The 19,776-nt window shown below is 55.0% G+C and carries 14 protein-coding genes and 2 pseudogenes; 5 read left to right on the forward strand and 11 right to left on the reverse strand.

Translation table 11 applies throughout. From position 1 onward, the window contains the following. Positions 1-9: 9 nt before the first annotated feature. Positions 10-980: pseudogene (locus ACTG2B_RS17565) on the reverse strand (response regulator). 240 nt (positions 981-1,220) lie between these two features. Here ACTG2B_RS17565 and ACTG2B_RS17570 point away from each other — a divergent pair. The 3 genes from ACTG2B_RS17570 (at position 1,221) to ACTG2B_RS17580 (ending at position 3,614) form a co-directional block, all read left to right on the forward strand. Further along, on the forward strand, positions 1,221-1,919 hold the full coding sequence (locus ACTG2B_RS17570; protein WP_005349201.1) for a DnaT-like ssDNA-binding domain-containing protein: 699 nt from the start codon (positions 1,221-1,223) through the stop codon (positions 1,917-1,919). Between the two features lie 71 nt (positions 1,920-1,990). Next, complete coding sequence (locus tag ACTG2B_RS17575; protein ID WP_005349200.1) at positions 1,991-2,845, forward strand: DnaA ATPase domain-containing protein; 855 nt, start codon at positions 1,991-1,993, stop codon at positions 2,843-2,845. A 133-nt stretch (positions 2,846-2,978) separates the two neighbouring features. Continuing rightward, the gene (locus ACTG2B_RS17580; protein ID WP_439996513.1) at positions 2,979-3,614 is read left to right on the forward strand and encodes an NAD(P)-dependent oxidoreductase; all 636 of its coding nucleotides are present in this window, start codon (positions 2,979-2,981) and stop codon (positions 3,612-3,614) included. A gap of 110 nt (positions 3,615-3,724) precedes the next feature. Here the strand turns inward: ACTG2B_RS17580 and ACTG2B_RS17585 are convergent, their stop codons facing one another. The 4 genes and pseudogenes from ACTG2B_RS17585 to ACTG2B_RS17600 form a co-directional block, all read right to left on the reverse strand. Next, positions 3,725-4,921 carry an ABC transporter permease gene (locus ACTG2B_RS17585; RefSeq protein ID WP_439996514.1) on the reverse strand — a complete coding sequence of 399 codons (1,197 nt, stop codon included), beginning with the start codon at positions 4,919-4,921 and terminating at the stop codon, positions 3,725-3,727. Then, complete coding sequence (locus tag ACTG2B_RS17590) at positions 4,921-6,075, reverse strand: ABC transporter permease (RefSeq protein WP_439996515.1); 1,155 nt, start codon at positions 6,073-6,075, stop codon at positions 4,921-4,923. The genes ACTG2B_RS17585 and ACTG2B_RS17590 overlap by 1 nt, the downstream gene beginning before the upstream one ends. After that, the gene (locus ACTG2B_RS17595; RefSeq protein ID WP_335812886.1) at positions 6,075-7,079 is read right to left on the reverse strand and encodes an HlyD family secretion protein; all 1,005 of its coding nucleotides are present in this window, start codon (positions 7,077-7,079) and stop codon (positions 6,075-6,077) included. The genes ACTG2B_RS17590 and ACTG2B_RS17595 overlap by 1 nt, the downstream gene beginning before the upstream one ends. A 73-nt stretch (positions 7,080-7,152) precedes the next feature. Then, positions 7,153-8,547: pseudogene (locus tag ACTG2B_RS17600) on the reverse strand (TolC family protein). A 292-nt stretch (positions 8,548-8,839) separates the two neighbouring features. On the opposite strand from ACTG2B_RS17600, the gene dusB reads away from it, so the two are divergent. After that, positions 8,840-9,805, forward strand: a complete 966-nt coding sequence (dusB, locus tag ACTG2B_RS17605; protein ID WP_019445016.1) for a tRNA dihydrouridine synthase DusB — start codon at positions 8,840-8,842, stop codon at positions 9,803-9,805. A 26-nt stretch (positions 9,806-9,831) separates the two neighbouring features. Continuing rightward, positions 9,832-10,128, forward strand: a complete 297-nt coding sequence (gene fis, locus ACTG2B_RS17610) for a DNA-binding transcriptional regulator Fis (RefSeq protein ID WP_005309538.1) — start codon at positions 9,832-9,834, stop codon at positions 10,126-10,128. A gap of 238 nt (positions 10,129-10,366) precedes the next feature. Here fis and ACTG2B_RS17615 read toward each other — a convergent pair whose 3' ends face one another. The 6 genes from ACTG2B_RS17615 to ACTG2B_RS17640 are packed head-to-tail and all read right to left on the reverse strand — an operon-like array spanning position 10,367 to position 19,698. Then, positions 10,367-13,219, reverse strand: coding sequence for a DEAD/DEAH box helicase (locus ACTG2B_RS17615; protein WP_439996516.1), 2,853 nt, complete (start codon positions 13,217-13,219; stop codon positions 10,367-10,369). A 9-nt stretch (positions 13,220-13,228) separates the two neighbouring features. Further along, positions 13,229-14,866: a site-specific DNA-methyltransferase gene (locus ACTG2B_RS17620; protein WP_421349116.1), complete on the reverse strand. Its 1,638-nt coding sequence runs from the start codon at positions 14,864-14,866 to the stop codon at positions 13,229-13,231. A 23-nt stretch (positions 14,867-14,889) separates the two neighbouring features. Then, on the reverse strand, positions 14,890-15,534 hold the full coding sequence (locus tag ACTG2B_RS17625) for a DUF4276 family protein (RefSeq protein ID WP_200164137.1): 645 nt from the start codon (positions 15,532-15,534) through the stop codon (positions 14,890-14,892). Beyond that, positions 15,531-16,622 carry an AAA family ATPase gene (locus ACTG2B_RS17630; protein ID WP_439996517.1) on the reverse strand — a complete coding sequence of 364 codons (1,092 nt, stop codon included), beginning with the start codon at positions 16,620-16,622 and terminating at the stop codon, positions 15,531-15,533. Before ACTG2B_RS17630 ends, ACTG2B_RS17625 begins: the two co-directional genes overlap by 4 nt. Continuing rightward, a complete protein-coding gene (locus ACTG2B_RS17635) occupies positions 16,619-19,474 on the reverse strand; it encodes an SNF2-related protein (protein ID WP_439996518.1) in 2,856 nt (951 codons plus the stop codon). The genes ACTG2B_RS17630 and ACTG2B_RS17635 overlap by 4 nt, the downstream gene beginning before the upstream one ends. Beyond that, positions 19,471-19,698, reverse strand: a complete 228-nt coding sequence (locus tag ACTG2B_RS17640) for a CopG family transcriptional regulator (protein ID WP_080938208.1) — start codon at positions 19,696-19,698, stop codon at positions 19,471-19,473. Before ACTG2B_RS17640 ends, ACTG2B_RS17635 begins: the two co-directional genes overlap by 4 nt. Positions 19,699-19,776: the final 78 nt, after the last annotated feature.

Consider the following 19,776-nt stretch of genomic DNA (forward strand, 5'->3'; position numbering starts at 1 on the left):
CAGGCGGCATCAGTGATGACGAACCTGCACATCCAGCGAGCCGCCGCTGTCGCTGCGAAACTGCAGGGCGAACGGTTCATGCCAGCTGCGTTTGTGCAGGGCGTAGTGGCTGCTGCGCATCAGACCAAGGGGTAGGCCGCCGGAGCGCATCAGCCAGTGGGGAGAGGTGAGCCCTGCGTTGGCAAACACCAGCCCATCATGCTGATCAAACAGCAGCGCCGCCATGGCAAAAGAGTGGCGAAGCCCGGACGCCATCAACTGATGGTTGAGGTAGTCGAGCAACCGGTGCGGCTGGCTCAGCAACCGGCTCTCGTTCTGCTGAAACTGGCGATAGGGGACGTTCATCAAGGAGCGCACCAGTGCCCCACAAAATGCCGCATCCGTCCCCATGATCGGCAGCTCCATCACCAGCACCAGCAGCTTGTCTTCCACCTTGAAGGTATCGGGAATAAACAACTGCCCCAGCCCCTTGAACGTGACCTGCCAGGGGCCCCACTCCTGCAAGCTCGGCGGCTTGAGCCCCGCCAGCAGGCGGCTGGCCGCCTTGTCATGGGCACTGAAATAGTCGATGTGATCCATCAGCTCCAGCTGCTGCGCCCGGTTGACGCTGCCGTTGAGACACTGTTCGATACTGCGCTCGACCAGCGCGTAATCCTCGAGGGGTTTGAGCAGATAGTCCCGCGCACCGGCACGCAAGGCGCTGGCGACCGCCTCCATGGTGCTCTGGGCCGAAATGACGATAACCGGAATATGGGGATAGCGCGCAGAGAGACAGGCGATCACCTCGTGGCCATCCATATTGGGCATATTGAGATCGCAGAGCACCACATCGGGATGGTAGAGAGCAGCGGCCGACAGACCCTCGATTCCGTCTTCGGCCTGAAACACCTTGCCCCGTCCCGTGCGAGGTAACTCACTAACGAGTGGCGAAAAACGACCTCGTCCTCCACCACCAGGATCCGTAGCCCGGCTTTTGACATCTTGATAAAGCTCTTATTAGTCAATTGGTTATTTAGGCATTAAGACTAGCTCAAAAGTGCGGTCAGCGCGGAAACCCTGCGTCAAAAGTAGACCTCGATCATACGATGGCATCAAGAGAACCCTATCCGCCCGCGCAGCTCTATTCGCTTGGGTGGCCCCACGACTACGACCGCCATCCGAATTGTGCAAGTGGACGCCATAAGGGATAATGCCCCCCACTCCAGCTCGTGAAGAAGACCATGACCCCAGCCGAATACAGTGCCCTTGCCCACCCAAGATTGTCCCATCCGGCCCGCAGTCTCTATACCCTGCAGCTGCGCCGACTGGTGCTGGAAAATCAGGCGGCCCGGCTCAACTATCCCGAGCTGGGTCGGGCGCTGGCAGTGGTCGATCCGGGAGATCCCTGCGGCTTTTCGTTTCAGGTCAATGCCCGCCAGCTCACCGAGCTGTTCGATGAATTGATGGAGGCGGGCCTGCTGCAAGTCGAGGCTCAGCCCGAGAGTGAGCACTACCACCAGTGCCCGTTTCAGTTGCCGCTGCTGACCCAGAAACTGCGCAGCCCGCTGCCGGAGCGCCCCTTCCAGATGCATCTGCAGTGGCGACCGGACGAAGAGCTGCCCGCCCTCGCCCGTCTGTGCGGGGTGATCGATGCCAGTTACAGCGAAGAGGATCTGGGGGAGTTTATCGCCTACTGGCTGGGGCGCCCCGAGGTGTTCGACTCCCAGCATCAATGGATGCTCAAGTTCATTCGCGCCCTCAAGACCCGCCGCTATACCCGTCGCAAGCCGATGGAGGTGCAGGGCTACCAGCAGGTGACGCCGGCCCCGGCAGAGTCGGGCCCCAGCAAACGGGCCCAACAGATGATTGAAGAGGCCAAACGACTGGCCCAACAGCAGACGCAAGAACCCGCAGCGCAGCAGGAGCCGGATAATGATTGATAGCGGCCCCCGTCTGCAGGCAGAATCAACCCCTTGTCTACCCATCCCTGATCGAGCAGAAGGAGCATTCCATGACTGACCCGCAAGATCCCCTGCGCCAGGAGCTGGAAGAGATCGAAGCCAAGCGCCAGAAGATCGCCAAGGCCAAGCAGGATCACCGCATTCACGACCCGGAATTGAGTCGCCATGTGGGTGGCCTGCTGGAGCGCATTCGTCGCCTGCAACAAGAGACCGGTGGCGGCCAGTATGACTACGAGACCCTGCGCAAGGAGTACGACGCCAAGGCCAACGCCGAGGTACGCGAGCTGCAGAAGGCAGCCCGTCAGGAGCGGATCCAGAAGCTGATCGCCCAGGCCGATCTCAACCCTGACTGGGTATTTGACAAGATGGATGCCGGTGACCCGGCGCTGCAATACCCCATTGAAACAGCCCGTTACTTTATCAGCGGCTTCGAGCACTGGGAGAAGAGCGGTGGCGGTTGCATGCTGATCTACGGCGACTACGGCACCGGCAAGTCGACCCTGGCGGGAGCGGTAGCGCATGAGCTGATCGCCCGTCACCAGAAATCGGTGATCTTCCAGCAGTGGGCCTCCATCGTCGATCGGCTGTTTTTCAACGTCATCCCCGATCAGGACGAGCGCAACCAGTACCGCCGCGCACTGGAAGAGGTGGATCTGCTGATCATCGACGAGGTATCGGCCAACCGCGCCAAGATGGCGGAGAGCCAGTCCAGCTTCCTCGGCCACCTGCTGCGCCGCCGTCGCAACCTGTCAAAGAGCGTCATCATCATCACCAACCACACGCCCCAGAGCCTGCATCAGGCGATCGGTGATTTCAGCTATGAGGCGATCAAGGCATTCAATCCGGTGGATATCCACCTGAGCGGCCCAAGCCGTCGCCCCAGCATCGGCAACTACAACGGCTGATCCCTCTCAAAGAGTGCGAGTCGCTGACGGCTCGCACCTTCTCCTCCTTGCTGACTCACAAATAAAAACAACTCTCATTTACAGCAGGCGAACAAGCAACTAGGCTAGCCCCTTTTGCCAAGGGAGCTCAGCTATGCCAACCACACTGATTTTCGGAGCCAGCCGCGGGCTGGGCCGCGCCTTTACTCATCACGCCCTGAGCCAGGGTCACCGGGTCGTTGCGCTGGTACGCAACCCCGAGATGGCCACAGAACTAGGTGCGCTGGGAGTTGAGGTGATCGAGGGGGATGCGCTGGATCTGGCTGCGGTGCAGCAGGCATGTGTTCTGGCGGGGCAAGATGCACAGGTCGTCTCTACCCTCGGCAGCTTCCGTCAAGCCGCGCCGGTGGACTATCAGGGCAACCGCCATGTAATCGATGCCATGGAGCAGGTAGGCCTGAAACGGCTGCTGCTGGTCACCTCCCTCGGCTGTGGCGACAGCTGGCAGTATCTGCCGGAGCGGGCACGCGCCGCCTTCGGTCACGAGGTACGTCTCAAGAGTCTGGCGGAGAGCTGGCTGCAGACCAGCGCCCTTGCATGGACCATTCTGCGCCCGGCGGGCCTGCAGGATGGCGACGCCACCGGCCGCGCCGAACTGAGTCAGGGCAAGGAAGTACACGGACTGGTGCGCCGCGCCGATGTGGCCGCCCAAGGGCTGCGCCTGCTGGCGGATGAGACGGCAGTGGGGCAGATCTACGCCATCGGGGATCCCGAACTCCAGCGTGGCTAAAGCAGCAGTAAAACCGCTTAACCCCACCACATAACAAAACGGTCAGCCCAAGGGCTGACCGTTTTCGCTTTACCGCACCCGCCATCTCACGGGCGCTTGCCCTATCCCGTTTAACCGGCGGTCGTCTCACTCTGCACGACTGACGGACGAGCAACCGGCAACGACTGCTGCCGCCAACGCAGCAACAGGCTGGCCAGCACACCGTAAAGCAGCGCCAGACCCCACAGCTGCCACCAGTAGCGGGAGACCTGCGCAAAGTCGGCCCCCATCTGGTTAAGGCGCAGAAAACCCTCGATGGCGGGGATAGTGGGCACCCACTGAGCCAGCCAGTTGAGAGGCGCCGGGATCAGCTCGAGCGGCCAGATAAAGCCCGCCAGAAAGACCAGCGGCAGGGAGGAGATGAGTACCACCTGAGTGGGCAGATCGCGCCGGGTAAAGATGGCGCCCAACACAATACCGAACCAGCAGGTCGCCAGCAGGAACGGCAGGGCGAACAGCCAAAGCTGCACCGGGTCGGCATGACGAGCGATATTGTAGTGATCGAAGCAGAAGCCGAGGAAGTAGCTCACCGGCAGCAGGAACAACCCCGCCAGTACCAGGGTTCTGGCCAGCAGCAGCGGCAATACAGGCGCGCTTTGCCAGTAACCATGCTCGCCGCGACAACTGCGCTGGTTCTGGGTCGCCCCCAGGATCCCCGCCCCCATCAGCAACACCTGATGGAGGATCAGCACAAATACCGCCGGCACCACGTAGTTGACGTAGCCCATGGTGGGATTGAACACCGGCACCACGTTGAGGGCCACCGCATTCCAGCCCATGGCCGCTTGTGGCAGCGCCTCGCCGTGGCTCAACAACCGCGCCACCTTCACCTGCGCGGCGAGAGTGCCGCCGGCCTGCGCCAGCCCCTCGGCAATGGTACCGTAGACCAGAAAGTAGGAGGCATCACCGGCATAACTCAGGGTGACGCTCTTGCCCAACATCAGATCCCGATAGAAGTGGTTGGGGATATGCAGGATCCCGCTCGCCTTCCCGGCCATCATCAGCTGGCGCGCCTCGGCCAGCGAATTGGCCCGCGCCACCAGCTTCACCTGCGGCGTGGCATCGGCCATAAACTCCAGCTGACGGGACAACTGACTGCCATCCTCGTTGACCACCACCACCGCCTCTTCCCGCGGCAGCTGATGCAGATAGGGCTGGGGATAGAGAAACGAGTAGAAGATCACCCCGCCAAACAGGGTGAGCATGATGGCGCGATCCGCCAGCAGGGTGCGCAGCTCTAGGCGCAACAGATCGACAAATCCCAACATCACTCAGGCTCCTTTTCGGCGATCGCCACTGCGGCTGATTGACGGGCCAGCTCGGCCTGCTGCTTGTAACGGCGTACCACCAGCAGCAGGGGGAGCAGGAACAGCAGCAGCGCCCCCAGTTGCGGCAACGCCGATGCGAGGGGCAGACCGTAGTTGCTCTGACCAATCTGCAGCTCCACATAGTGAGAGACCGGCAACAGGCTGCGCCAGAAGCGGGCGAAATCCCCCATGGCGCTCACCGGAAAGGTGACCCCCATAAAGGCGAAACCGGGCGCCGTGTAAGCCCCCGCCAGCGACAGGGCGCGCGCCGGATCCCGGATGATGCCGTAAAAGAAGGCCCCCATGGTGACGCAGGCGGCCGAGGCCAGCCCCAGCCCCACCAGCAATACCAGCCAGTTACCGTGCATGGGGTAGGAGAAGCCCTTGAACAGCAGCAGCGTCCAGACAATCCCCCAGCCCCAGCCAATCAGCACGTGGGGCAGCAGGGTGCGCCAGAGGCCAAACCAGACACCGCGAGTGGTCCAGTCCAGTCCCAGCCGATCGGTACGGGCCAGCGCATTGAGGCCAAACAGCACCACCAGGATCTGCCACACCGCGGGCAGAATGGCACTCAGCAGAAACTGGGCGTAGCTGGAGTTGAGGTTATAGAGCGCAGTCACCTGACTGCTGATGGGCACCGACTGCCCGAGAGCGCCGGGCAGCGCCTTGCCATCGGCCATCGCCTCCAGCACGCCGACCTGACCGTTAAGGGTGCCTACCACCTGCGCCAGCGCCGAGTTGACCAGCTTGGCGATCAGGATGAACTGGCCGTTGTTGAACACCGTCACCTGCGGCTGGGTGCCCTGACGGGCATCCCGCTCCAGATGGTTGGGGATCACCACCAGCGCATAGATATCGCCACCGCGCAGGGCGCGCGCCCCGGCATCGATGGAGTCAAACTGTTGCGCCACCTTGAGCCCGGCAGAGCCATCCAGCGAGAAGGCGAGCTGGCGCGAGAGCACGCTGTGGTCGAGATCCACCAGCCCTACCTTGAGGTCGCGGGCCAGCCCTGCCGAGAAGATCCAGCAGAGGATCCCCATCAGCAGCAGCGGCACCCAGCTCATCAGGGCACGGCTGAAGGGATCCTGCCACAGCAGCCGAAATTCACGTCCCATCAGAGTTCAACCAGCACACTCATGCCAACCCGCAGCCCCTCAACCGGTTGCAGCGGGCGAGCCTCCACCTGGAAGCTCTTCATATCGAAACCCTGACGGGTATCGGTGGCGCGCCAGGTGGCAAAATCCCCCATCACGGCCACATGGGTCACCTTGAAGCGCACCATCTGATCGCCAAGACCCGGGATGCGGGCATCAAACTCGGTACCGACCGGGAAGCGGGGCAGCAGATCCTCGCGAACGTGGAACTGGGCCCAGGCATCGCTCATGTCGAGCAGGGTCACCACCGGGAAACCTTGTGGCGCCAGCTCGCCGCTGCGCAGCAATACCTGACTCACTTCACCATTGTGGGGGCTGGTGACGCGGGTATCGGCCAGATAGGCCTCTACTTCGGCCACGGAACCGGCCGCCATCTTGGCCTTCTCGCGAGCGGCGATCTTGGTCTCTTCCCGCGCCCCTTCCAGCGCCATCTGGTACTGCTGCCACGCCATCCCTTCGCTGTAGCGGGCGGCTTGCCAGGCAGTCCAAGCCTCGTCGCGTTTTTGCAGCGGCATCACGCCGTCGCGGTGCAGGCTGGCAACCCGCTCATAGGTCTTGCCACGCAGCTGGGCGGCAGCCTTGGCTTTTTGCCACTGATCCTTGGCAGCGGCGATCTGCTGGGCTCGGGCCCCTTTCTCGGCCTCTTGCGCCAGCGCCCCCGCAGCAGCTTCACCGGCCTTGGCCTGGCTCAGCTTGGCTTCGATCTCGGGGCTCGCCAGGGTAAAGACCAGTTGATCCTTGGTCAGCTGATCGCCCTTTTTCACCAGCACCTCGTCGATGCGACCCGGCACCTTGGAGGAGACCGAATATTGCTGCGCTTCAATCTGCCCTTGCAGATGCACCGGCTCCGGCTGATAGGCCAGCCAGAAGCGCCAGCCGAGCCACACCACCAGGATCACCAGCGCCAGCGGCAACAACAGCGGTTTACCCTGGCTCATCTTCTTTTTGATGGGGGGATGGCTCATCACTTCACCTCGACAAACGGGCGACCCTTGACGGTCGGAAAAGACATGAAAAAAGGAACAGACAGGACCGGGATCATGAGTTCACCTCGATCACCTGACCATGCTGATATTGATTGAAACTGTTCATCTGGCCGGAGAGCGCCAGCAGGCGGGCCAGCGACACCACATATTGATAGGCCGCCGCTGCGCGCTGAGTCTTCACCCCCGCCAGCTGGTTCTGGGCATCCACCACATCAAGGGAGGTAGAGAGTCCCTGCCCGAAGGCCTTGTCCCGCAGCAGCACGTTCTCCTCTGCCAACGCCTGGGTGGAAGAGGGATTGATACTCCTCCAGCCCCTGCGCTGCTTCGCGCCAGGTCTTCTCAACGAGCAACTCCAGATCCTGACGGGTCTTGGCCTGCAGCAGATTGACCTGCAGCTCGGCGCTCTTGGCTGCCTGCACCGTCTCGGAACGGCCATCGCGACTCACCAGCGGCATGCTGACACCCACCCCCACCAGCCAGTCCGGCGCGGTCTTGGAGGCGAGCGAATCATCTTCATAGAGGTTGTAGTTGCCGAACAGGAACACCTCGGGGGCATATTTGCCCTGCTCGACCCGGATCATCCCCTTGGCCTGCTCCTTCTTGGCAGTGAGCAGCTTGAGACCGGGGTGCACCGCCAGGGTCTGGCTCACCAACCCCTCGAGGCGCGGCAGCTCCTTGTTGACGAACAGGCCGCTGCCCGGCTGGGCATTTGGCAACTTCAGCATGCGGCCGAGGGCCAGTTCGGCGATCTCGAGGCTGCGGCGCGCCTTCTGGGTATCGATGCGGCCCGATCATAGGCCGACTGGGCGGAGAGACGCTCCACCCTGGCGATCTGGCCCTGCGCTTCGAGCTTCTTGGCGTGATCCAGATGGTGGGCCAGCCCCTCTTCGATCTCCTGTTTGGTCTGCACCACCTGAGCAGCCAGCACCACGCCGAAATAGGTCTGGGAGAGGCTCTCGAAGGTGGATTGCTGCTTGAGCACCAGCAGTTGCTGCGCCTCGCTCACCTGCGCCTGGCGGATATCCTGCGCCGCATCGATGCGACCACCGGCAAACAGCGGCCAGAGCATCTTGACCGAGCTGGTCACTACATTCTGTTTGGTCAGGGGGGTGACAAATGCGTTGGCCCCGACCCCGAACAGGCTGCCGAGCGCCAGGATCAGATCTTTCTGCTTGGCCAGCGGATTGAGATCGAGGGCATCAAGTTCAATCGGCTGATCAAGATGGGTATAGCTGGCCCCCAGATCCACCTTGGGCAGATACATGTCCTTGGCCGCCTCACGCAGCTGCTTGGCCCGATCGACCCCGGCCTGCTCGGCAGCCAGCCCTTCATCCTGCTGGATGACCCGGGTCCAGGCTTCGCCAAAACTGATGGTTTGCGCCTGCGCCGACCCCAGCACGGCCCCCATCAGACACGGCCAGAGTGATTTAATGAACCTTGACGTCATAGATCCCCAATCCGCTTTTGTTGCATAAATGTTTGGAGCATTTGCTCGACTTAAGCCCGCTATCATAACGCAAAGCGGGCCTGCAAGTGGACTGACAATTATGCAGGTGTCCGACCCGAATGGTACAGCGCTCACTCTCCGTCAATCTGGCCGTTTTTCAATAACTCCAGAATTTGCAAGCCTTGGCGCGACGTTTTTTTCAGAAAAAAATGGCTGACGCTCAAATACTAACCTTTTCTCCTGCCTAAAAAATGCGTAATATACGCCGCCCTAAGCCGATGGTAACCGTGGAATGCAGATAGGTCCCCACACGCTTGAAACACCCTTGATTGTGGCTCCCATGGCCGGTGTAACTGACCGACCATTCCGTGAACTTTGTTTGCGATTGGGGGCTGGCATGGCCGTTTCCGAGATGCTGCTGGCCAACCCGGATGTCTGGGATACCCAGAAAACCCGGATGAGGATGGATCACTCTGCAGAAGGCGGATTGCGATCGGTCCAGATTGCCGGAGCCGACCCCGAGATGATGGCGTTTGCTGCCCGCTACAACGTGGAGCAGGGCGCACAGATCGTCGACATCAACATGGGATGTCCGGCAAAAAAAGTGAATAAGAAGTTGGCAGGTTCTGCCCTGCTGCGTGCCCCCGATCAGGTCAAAGCAATTTGCCGGGCCGTGGTTGATGCAGTGGAGGTGCCTGTCACCTTGAAGATCCGCACAGGATGGGATCCGGATAACCGCAATGGCGTGGAGATCGCCCGAATCGCCGAAGATTGCGGTATCGCGGCCCTTGCCGTGCATGGTCGTACCCGTGCCTGCCTCTACAAGGGCGAAGCGGAGTACGACACGATCAGGGCGATTAAGCAGGCCGTATCGATTCCTGTTGTCGCCAATGGTGACATCAACAGCCCGGAGAAAGCCCGGTATGTCCTCGACTATACCGGTGTTGACGCCGTGATGATCGGCCGAGCTGCGCAAGGACGACCCTGGATTTTCCGGGAAATCCGTCATTTTCTTGAGACGGGCACCAAGCTGCCGCCTCCCGAGAGGGAAGAGGTTCGCACCCTGATGAACGAGCATGTAACCAACCTGCACCGGTTTTATGGTGCATATCTGGGAGCGCGCATAGCCCGTAAACACGTGGGCTGGTATCTGGATGAAGAAGAGACGGGCCGAGAATTCCGTAAGCACTTCAATGCCCTGGATTGCGCAGACGCGCAACTTGAGGCACTCGAAGCGTATTTCGATGGATTAGGTTAACAAGATAACTAAAGAGCCGACCGAATATGTTCGAACAAACCCTGACTTCTGATGCATTGGTAACAACTACTCACAATCACGCTGCCGAGCCGACCCAGCGCCCCCTGCGTGACTCTGTGCAACAGGCCCTGCGTAACTACCTGGCCCAGTTGAACGGTCAGGAAGTGATTGATCTGTACGATATGGTTCTCTCCGAAGTCGAAGCGCCGATGCTGGACGTGATCATGCAGTACACCCGTGGTAACCAGACTCGCGCTGCCGTGATGATGGGTATCAACCGTGGCACCCTGCGCAAGAAGCTCAAGCGTTACGGCATGAACTAAGCCATAACAACTAAGCTATTGAAAACAAAAGCACTTTCATTTTAATGAAAGTGCTTTTTTAGTTTTGAACCCACACATGTAGAGCTAGGCATCTATGTTGACCACCCCTTTAAGGTCGTACTGATTACTGTCTTTGAGCCATAGCCTCAAGTCCTCCTGATTTTTTGGCCACTCCATAGAACAGCAGAGGGCTAAAAAGCCCTCTGCTGCTGTTTCTGTTTAGCTTTACGAGTCTCGGTTAACTCGTCACCTCATGCTCTTGCATCAAACCCGCAATGCTCCGACCCAACTCGATATCGTCATGGGGGATCAGCAAGTAACGCCATTGCTTGCCAGAATGCTGGCTTGCATGCTCATTAGCGTACTTACACCAACGAACTGCAGCCCGAGCTTTCGCTTGCACATCTGGGGTTGATACCTCGATTGCCTTTTTGGGCTCGATCAGCAAGCAGGAGTCTTTAGTCTCCACCACAAAATCAGGCTCATAGTTCTGCCCATTGGCATATTCGATCCGGAACTGCCCGTGGGCAGGCTTCATCCACTTGAGCACGCTTGCATCCCCTTCGAGGATCTGCGCCAAGCGCCACTCCCCATCGACAGAATCAAACTTTTGGTACGGATAACAGCATTTGCTAAAGCCAGTGAACAGCATCTGGCGAACCCTGCTCTTCTCTCCTGCCTGGATGGGAGAGCGGAAGTCACGAGGCTGTTCGTTATGGGCATAGTTGAAGGTGGCTGGCCGTAATACATCAAACCCTTTAGTAACGTGGCCAATGTAATCGGTTGGTGTCGTCCACATATGCTGTTTCATCTGCACCCAGATAAAGTCTGCCAGTTGCCGCCCCTGTGTTTTGAGCAGAACCTCTACCTCTTCATCATTCAGGTAGGTTTGCAAATGTGCAACCATTTGCCCTGCAAGGCGGTAAAGCAATCCCGCATGCTCGTCATAATCTATTTCGTCATGGTCGAAGAGATAATGAACCAGGTAGTTTTCCAGACGCTCCTCTGACATACCGCTTTGAGCCCAACTGATGGTGCTGGAGCTATTGTCCTGCAGATTTTGCAGCAACATCTCCTGACTACTTGGCCGCATCGCAATGCTGTTTAACCGACCCAACTCAAACTCTGCAAAACCATAGTTCACATCACGGGTCGGCAGGATCACGATCTGGGGAATGTCGATAGTGTGTTCTGCTACTTTTTCAGAAATCTGGCCAACTAACTTCGCAATACTCTTCTCATCCAACTCACGCGGAGCAATTGGAGCAGGGGAAGACATACCGGTCAGCTCTGGTTGAATGGCTGGGCTGGAGATAGGTGGTGATATCTCCTTCATTACCTGCTGAACCTTACGGGTAACGCTTTGTAGCACTTCAGGTGTCATCAACTCTTTGCTGCTTCCAAGACGCTTGGCTTCATCGCTGATGATCCTGACAGTGATCTCGGCAACTTGCCGCTGAGCCTCAGTTGCGAGAACCGGTGGGAGATTACCCGTGTGTGTACTGTTGCCCTGGTATGGTGGAGCAAAGCCCTCCTTGACTTGATGGCCCTGACCATCAGTAGGAGTTAGTCCCAGCAGCGTATCGGCCTGCGATGGCACGATCACTTGATTCGGCTTATGTTCCGGGATCCCGTCATCGTCATCATCAGCCCCGATGAAGAGCATTTTCTTGATGATGGAGTCTTCCTGGTTGGAACGGTCAATGATCTCTTGAAACCGGTCATGGGCAATGATCGTCAAACGATCCACGGCCTCGACCCCTGTACGTTTCCCATAGGGCAGGCGCAAACCCCGGCCGATGGTCTGCTCGGTCAGGATCTCAGAAGCAGACGCACGCAGCGGTACTATGGTGTAGAGGTTGGTGACATCCCAGCCTTCTTTGAGCTTGTTAACGTGGATGACAATCTCGGTGTCCTTGTCATGCTCAACTGCCAACAGGCGTTGGGTGTTTTCGTCAGACTCTTGGCCGGTTTGGTTAGAGTGGACGGTAATCACCTTACCCTTATAGGCACCATTGAAGAATTCGCTATCTTCTATACGGGCCTTGATGGCTTCGGCGTGGTTGGTGTCTTGCGCAACCACCAGCATAAAGGGCTTAACCAGTGGCCGATTGGTATTGTTGGCGTAGCTGGCCAACTCGGTTTTGACGTATTCATGATGATGGATTCCATCTTCCAGCTTGATGGCTTCAAGCTGCTGTTCGCTGTAATTACTCGCTTTGAAGTCTTTGCGGGTAGCCACTGCCGGAGTCTTGATATAACCATCATTGAGGGCTCGGGCAAGCGGATAGTGCAACACGATATTCTTGAACTCTCGTGGCTTGGCCCCAGTGGTTTTCGGTGTTGCTGTCAGCTCGATACCCAGCACTGGCTTGAGGTCGTTGATTGCGGTTGCACCAGAGTCGGCGTAGTAACGGTGGGCTTCGTCCATCAAGACCACCAGATCAGGCAAGTCGGCTAGATAGTTGAAGTAGGAATCCCCGATATACTCCTGCAAGCGACGTACTTTCGCCTGCTTGGACTTCTCAGCCCCTTTCTTGTTATCCAGAGCATTGATCTTGGAAACATTAAAAATGTTGATATGCGGCGCGGTCTCGGCAGCAAACAAATCTCCCGTGGCACTCATCGTCTGAACCTGATCCAGACGAACGCCACGTCCCTCCTGATAGTCATCACCGGTGATCAATACCGGCGGTGTCTGAGCCAATTCGGGGATGCCTTGGAACACATACTTGGGCGAGCCGGGCAGAAAATCCTGCTTCAGCTTTTCATAGATTGTCAGGTTAGGAGCCAAGACAAAGAAATGCTGGCTACGCCCGGTCAGATAGAGCCATGCAATCATGGCTCCCATCAGGCGAGTCTTACCAACACCGGTTGCCAGAGCAAAGCAGAGCGAAGGGAAGTCTCGCTCAAAACTCTTGAATGGCAGCTTCTCGGCTTTGAGGAGATCAATCCAGTGCTGTAAATCAGGCTCTTTCTCCAGCTTCAGCTGTTCTAACAAGCGGCAGAGGATCGCAAGCGATTCACTCTGCGGCTTGCGCAGGGAAAGGCGCGCCCCGATCTGGTTGGCGATAGTGGTCCCGTTGCTCATCTGTTTTCCTTATTCTTCGCTGTCGTCATCAGCCCACTCTTCGTCCTGCTCTTCTGGCAGCACATTGAGGGTGAAGCTGTAATCATCATGATCCCACTCGCATTTGTTCAGAATGACTTTGGGGATTTTCTTCAGCGTCAAATTCGGGAAGTCGGCGCCATCCATCATAAACGCCTTACAACAGATCAACAGGGTACGCTCATTCCCCACTTCCTCGCTGATCCGCTTGAGCTGGTCATAGGCCAGTGAACCGGTGGTCACGTAGATATGATCCGTTTCAGTGCTGTAACCATGATTCCAGAACTGGGTTTGGCTTGGTGCGTAAGTAAAGCCCATATGCTTGCATACAGCCTCGGCCAGCATCTCGGCGTTATATTCCTTATTGATAACCCAGTTGCCCCAATCATCTTTTTTCAGCAAAGAAGGGGCCAAGCGAAGATAACGGAAGCCACCACCACCTTGCCAGTTAACAGCCTTGGAAATACCCCCTTGATCTTCCCCATCAATTACCTTTTTCAGACGTGGAACTATATGGGTATGGCAATGTTCACCCAGCTCAACCATTATCCAGCGACGTCCCATTTTGTGAGCAACTGCGCCAGTAGTGCCTGAACCAGCAAAAGAGTCTAAAATTAAATCCCCAGGGTTGGAAGATATATGAAGAATTCTTGACAAAAGCTCCTCTGGCTTAGGTGTATCAAATGAAATTTCATGCAATAGTTGGTTTATATGTTTTTTAGCTGAATCTGTTGTTCCTACATCATCAGCCTTCCATATTGTTTCGGGTGTAACACCTTTATCTTCTGACTCAGAAAGATATTTTTTTATTCTCGGGGCATTACCGCCATTTTTCCCAAACCATATTCTTCCTGCCTCAATTTCTTGCTTCATTCTAGACTGAGAGTATCTCCAGCAGTTTCCTTTAGGAGGACTTACGACACCTCCTGATGGAAGTGTGAGGTCATAAAACTGACTTGATGTCCCATGCCCAGCTTGAGCTAATGCGGATATGGATTGCCATGGACCTCTTGGATCATTATCAGGGTTTTTATATCTAGCCAAAATATCGTTAGTAATAGGAAGTGGGTTTCTTTGCTTATCGAAAACAAGCTTTGATTTAGCATAGACTAAAATAAAGTCATGGTTAAATGAGAATACGCGGCGATTTTCTCTTGTTTTTCTTTTTTCCCAAATCATAGTCCCAACAAAATTCTCTCTCCCAAAAATTTCATCACATAAAACTTTTAAGTAGGCATACTCATTGTCATCTATGCTAATCCATATGCTTCCATCTTCACGTAATAGCTTGGACAGAAGCGACAATCTATCTCTGATTAAGCTCAACCAGAGGGAATGCTCAAGGCCATCATCATATTCAGAGAATGCAGCCCCTGTGTTATATGGCGGATCTATATAAATAGCCTTTACTTTTCCTACATATTTTTGCTCTAAAGCTTTAAGTACCAACAGGTTATCACCATGGATTAACATGTTGTCATTAATTATATTTTTAGCATTGCTATCATTATTCAATCCCATCAATGGTGCCTGATAAGAGAGGCCCTTATCTTCCAGAAAAATACGCGGTTCAAGGCGTGGTCTTTTATCCTTACCAATCCAGGTCAGCTCAAGTTTTTGTTTGTTCATTGTGATTCTAATTCCAATAGAAATTAACGAGGTAGCGCCAGCAGGCGCTCAATCCAGTGATTAAAGTGGGGGCACTGGGCGCGGATCGCATCCAGACCGATATCTTCAGCAATCAAGGGGCCATGCAGTGTCTTTTTATAGTTCGGCACCAGTGCCAGGATCCGCTTGGAAGGCGCAGTGTGCGGGCTGTTATTGATATGCTCTGGCGAGTCAAACGCAGCACGAATGGCCTCCAGCTCAACAATCGGCTCACCATCATCCAACCACTCGGCAAACTTGGCGGGGGCAGAAAAGAGCAGCGCTTCGAACTCATGCAGTAGCAGATTAGGGATAAAGTTGGGCTCATCGATATCCTGTTGTAGCACCTGCTCTATCTGCAATACCCGTTGATGGGCATCCTGCGCTTGGTTATCGATGGCAGGAAAGTCAGTGGGTAAACCGTAGTAGTCGATCAAGGTGGTAACATAAGCCCTGTGATCTTGTCGACACAAGCGGGTGACTTGATGTTTTACCTTGCCATAGCTGACAATCCCGCCCTTATGACCCGGACTGGTCTGTGCCAGGATGGGGGTGAGATAAATGCCAAGTGGAGCAAAATAGGGCACTAGCAGATCGCGTACAAATGTTTCTTCAGTCTGCCCTTCTACGAAGACCAATACTCGACTCATGATTGTGGTCTCCCACCCAACAGGTTTTTCTTCCACAAATCACCGAGGCTGTAATCTTCTAACCATTCGCTTAATGAAGCAGTCTCCAAGCGTTTGAAGGTTGAGGAGCCGCCTTGTTTATCTACCACGATCAAATCCTCGGCATCGAACTGGTTAACGAGCTCGACAGACTGTGTCGAAATAATCAGCTGATGCTCATGACTGGCACTTTTTATCAATTCTGCTAATACGTTTATCGCATAAGGATGTAACCCCAGCTCGGGCTCATCCACGATAATGGCGCTAGGCATAAACTCTTCTGGTTGCAACAACACTGTCGCCAACAGAATAAAGCGCAGCGTGCCATCCGACAGCTCACTGGCTTTGAAGGGAATATCGTGATCTTTCTCAGTCCATTCAAGCTGAATGCTGTCTTGGTTATCTGGCGTGGCTCGCAGGTAAAAGTCACCAAAATAGGGGGCAACCATACGGATAGTACGTATTATCCGCTTGTAGTGGCTAGGGTGATTTTTTTGTATCCGGAACAAAAAAGCGGCCAGATTAGCGCCATCTTCACGCAGATAGTCATTATCGTTGATACGGTGGATCTGCTTGACCTTGGCACTTTCGCTGGTGTCATGGAAGTGGTAACCACGCCAGCGGCGCATGATAGGAAGAGTAAACTCTTTGATGCGAGAGTGATGTTGTTCCGCCCGTGATTCAAAATGTCCAGAACCAACTAAATTAATTCCGTTAATGTTCCACCATAAAGCCTCGCGTTGAAACATCATGCGGTTATCGTTGGTGGCTTCCAGTGCAAACTGGTAGCCATTGTTGCCGAAAAACAGCGCTCCGTTAAGCGTTTCACTTTGTTTGCGACCAAAATGTAACAAAGCATCAGGTCCACCCGCCTTGCCAACCAATGATTGCAAACGGTGATCAAGCAGGGTGGCAATTAATCTAAAGAATCCGATGAAGTTTGATTTACCGGCGCCATTGGCACCAATTAGTACATTCAAACTGCCCATTTTAAGGTCACAATGAGCAATCGATTTATAGCCATCAATCACTATGCGGCTCAACTGGTCACTACTGGTCACATCCTTCATGCTGCAGCCTCACATTCATTAGCTACGATCTGCCATGTTACCGCAAAGAGCTCAGTTACGCGGGTTTCGGTTGCCAGGCGTGCCTCAACCTCTTCCAACAGGCGGTCCTCCTCCTGTTCAATCAGTTTCTTCTCTTCGTAATAATGCAGCATGGCGTTGTCTCGTTCTCTCTCTAACTGCTTAAGGGCTCTCTTGGCCTCCATCTTCTCCTGCAAGGAGGTCAGCTGCCGGGAGGCCTTGCGCGCTTCCTTGATCTCTAGATCCAGCTGTTTGATACGCAGGTCCAGAGCAATGCGTTTGTCTTCTGACCAGCGTTCCAGCTTCTCTACTTCCTCGCCATAGTAGGTTTCGTTATCCCGTTCAACCTCACGCTGGAAATCCCCCAGCAGTGTTTGCTGCAGGCCTAACAGGGCTGATACATCAGGCTCTGGAATGACGAGTGGAGCTTGTGCTAACGGGAGTTGTAACAGCCGTTCGACCGTCTCGGCATGTAACTGCTCGCCATCATGGTTAGTGGCTAGCAGCAGCAATTGTTCACGTCGCTGCGCCTCTGACTCAATGCTCACCTTGATGACTTTGAGCAAGCCGCTATTACCTATCTGCTCCTTCACATCAACCCATTGTCCTTGATCCGGCGAGCGTTCATAAACAAACTGGAGTGCAACAGGTGGCAATGGCGCGGTCTTGGCCTGCTCGATCAATGCTGCTCCCAGACCATCGTGGGGGCGGAAAAACTCACCTTCCTCAATTTCCGCATTCTGCCAGTTCAGATTGTACTTGTTCCCTAGCCAGACAAAACCATCCATGGACTCACTAAAGTCACCATTCCCCCGTAAGGTCATACGCGCCAGCAACAACATCTTTTGCTGATAAGCCGTCAATTCCGCTGTTGTCTTGCCGCGACGAAGATTAAGGCGGCGGACGACATCTGCATCGAAGTGTTCGAAGAGTGAACGCCGAGTGTCACTGTTTTTGGCTTCCAGATGCTCCCTGAGTTCTTCCTGCAAAGCATTAAATTCAGACTCAATTTGTGCATCACTGCGACAACGCTGGTAGATATCATGGATCCGGCGCTCAATATCGACGCCAGATTCGATAGAACCCAGAACTTCATCCGAGGCACCAAAGACGCCCTCAAAGAGTTGGAATTTCTGGCTAAGCAGTTCAAATACGCGCTCATCGGCGCGGTTACCCTTGTTGATGAAATTGACCACGACCACGTCATTTTTCTGGCCATAGCGGTGAACGCGGCCAATGCGCTGCTCTACCCGCTGCGGATTCCATGGCAAGTCGTAATTGATCAGCAAGGAGCAGAACTGCAGGTTGATACCTTCCGCACCGGCTTCGGTACAGATCATCAAGGTGGCATCATCGCGGAATTTCTCAACCAGAGCGGCTTTCATGTCTGCTGTTTTGGAGCCAGAGACACGGCTTGAACCTCGATGACGTTCAAGCCAGTCCCGATAAATCTGTTTCGACACAGAATCACTGTTACTACCATTCAGCATCACGATTTGGCCGTCATAGCCCTGGGTGGCTAACATCTCTGCCAACCATGTTTGCGTCCGAACCGATTCGGTAAAAATCACCGCCTTGCGTGATCCACCTAGCTCAGCCGTTTTCTCAAATGCACGTTCGAGAACACGAACAAGCGCATCAGCTTTGGCATTGTTCGAAATACTACTGGCAAGGCCTTGAAAATCCTTAAGTAGATCAATTTCGGCCTGCAGGGCTTGCGGGTCGATCAGCTCCTCGTCACCAATCCCTTCTTCATCCTGAAGGTCAGAAAAATTCTCATAATCCTCCAAGGCATCAAGCAGGGGCAGCTTTTGTTCCAGCCGTGCAATCATGGTCTGTAAAGTACCTTGAATTGCATGTGAAGAGGACGCCAAAATTTTACGAATAACCAGCGTCACAAGATGCCTAGCGCCGCTTTTGATTGCCAGCAGATCTTCACGTTGCAGGTACTCGGATACCTGCCTGTACAATTGCTCTTCTTGCGCTGACGGTCGATAGTCTTCAGTCATGGAATAACGGCGAGTAAAGCTGATCCCGCCCTCTTCTTGGACCTGACGTCTGAGAGTGCGATTACAAACCTTGCTCAATCGAGTTCGCAGCATAGCCAATTCAACCTGCTCAAGTTGCTGCCGACCATATCGAGCCTTAAACGAAGGTAAATCGCCAAAAAAGTACGGGTCTATGACGGATACAAGCCCATACAACTCCAGCATGCTGTTCTGTAATGGGGTGGCAGAAAGCAGGACCTTTTTGATGCCCATTAAAGCGTTATCAAGCACCTTGGCTGTTTTGGCCCCATCATTTTTATAGATATTGCGCAACTTATGCGCTTCATCCATGACCACTAGATCCCAAGGAACTCGTTGGAGTTCCAATGATTTCCGAGCAGCAAACTCGTAGGAACATATACAGATAGCAGGCTGGCCAAAGGCACTTTCCATATCAAACGGATTGGCTATTCCTGCCTTTTTTGCCTCATTGAAGGACTTGGCCTCCATGATGAAAGAGGGGAGCGAAAACTTCTCTTCAAGCTCCTGGCTCCATTGTTTGCGCAAAGTGGCAGGAGCGATCAAAAGCAACTTTCGCCGACGCTCAGCCCATTTCTGCGCCAAAACCAAGCTGGCCTCGATCGTTTTCCCCAATCCAACTTCATCGGCCAGAATAACGCCATTAGACAAGGGGGATGCCAAGGCAAACATCGCCGCCTCAATCTGATGCGGGTTCATGTCCACCTTAGCCCCGGCCATCGTTTTGGTTAACGATTCTTCCGCCTTTCCCTCAAGGGTCAGGTAATGGGCAAGCCAAGCCTGTTGATGTGGTGAATAGAATGTCATTCCTGATTGCCTTCTTGCTGTGCAGTTTTGCGCTTGAGGGGGTGGAAATCCTCCTCGTTATGAACTGCCAGAAAATCCCCTACAGCTTGGCGAATAAGCCATGAGATGGACACCTCATTGCTTTCAGCTATCCGTTGCAAGGACTCGAGCTGTGAATGAGATAAAGAGACGGTCGTTCTAACGGATTTCATAGCGCCTAAGTCACAGAGTGATGCGAGATGCATCACATTACATCACGGTGTCACTCTGAATGACACTCCAGATAACAACTCCATGATCTTTATCGATAAAATTGGCTGAAG

This window comes from Aeromonas sp. 30P, assembly GCF_051919805.1.
Classification (GTDB): domain Bacteria; phylum Pseudomonadota; class Gammaproteobacteria; order Enterobacterales; family Aeromonadaceae; genus Aeromonas; species Aeromonas veronii.

Coding starts and splice junctions, on each gene's coding strand:
- ACTG2B_RS17570 (WP_005349201.1), top strand. CDS start 1,221: ATGACCCCAGCCGAATACAGTGCCCTTGCCCACCCAAGATTGTCCCAT.
- ACTG2B_RS17575 (WP_005349200.1), top strand. CDS start 1,991: ATGACTGACCCGCAAGATCCCCTGCGCCAGGAGCTGGAAGAGATCGAA.
- ACTG2B_RS17580 (WP_439996513.1), top strand. CDS start 2,979: ATGCCAACCACACTGATTTTCGGAGCCAGCCGCGGGCTGGGCCGCGCC.
- ACTG2B_RS17585 (WP_439996514.1), bottom strand. CDS start 4,921: ATGTTGGGATTTGTCGATCTGTTGCGCCTAGAGCTGCGCACCCTGCTG.
- ACTG2B_RS17590 (WP_439996515.1), bottom strand. CDS start 6,075: ATGGGACGTGAATTTCGGCTGCTGTGGCAGGATCCCTTCAGCCGTGCC.
- ACTG2B_RS17595 (WP_335812886.1), bottom strand. CDS start 7,079: ATGAGCCATCCCCCCATCAAAAAGAAGATGAGCCAGGGTAAACCGCTG.
- dusB (WP_019445016.1), top strand. CDS start 8,840: ATGCAGATAGGTCCCCACACGCTTGAAACACCCTTGATTGTGGCTCCC.
- fis (WP_005309538.1), top strand. CDS start 9,832: ATGTTCGAACAAACCCTGACTTCTGATGCATTGGTAACAACTACTCAC.
- ACTG2B_RS17615 (WP_439996516.1), bottom strand. CDS start 13,219: ATGAGCAACGGGACCACTATCGCCAACCAGATCGGGGCGCGCCTTTCC.
- ACTG2B_RS17620 (WP_421349116.1), bottom strand. CDS start 14,866: ATGAACAAACAAAAACTTGAGCTGACCTGGATTGGTAAGGATAAAAGA.
- ACTG2B_RS17625 (WP_200164137.1), bottom strand. CDS start 15,534: ATGAGTCGAGTATTGGTCTTCGTAGAAGGGCAGACTGAAGAAACATTT.
- ACTG2B_RS17630 (WP_439996517.1), bottom strand. CDS start 16,622: ATGAAGGATGTGACCAGTAGTGACCAGTTGAGCCGCATAGTGATTGAT.
- ACTG2B_RS17635 (WP_439996518.1), bottom strand. CDS start 19,474: ATGACATTCTATTCACCACATCAACAGGCTTGGCTTGCCCATTACCTG.
- ACTG2B_RS17640 (WP_080938208.1), bottom strand. CDS start 19,698: ATGCATCTCGCATCACTCTGTGACTTAGGCGCTATGAAATCCGTTAGA.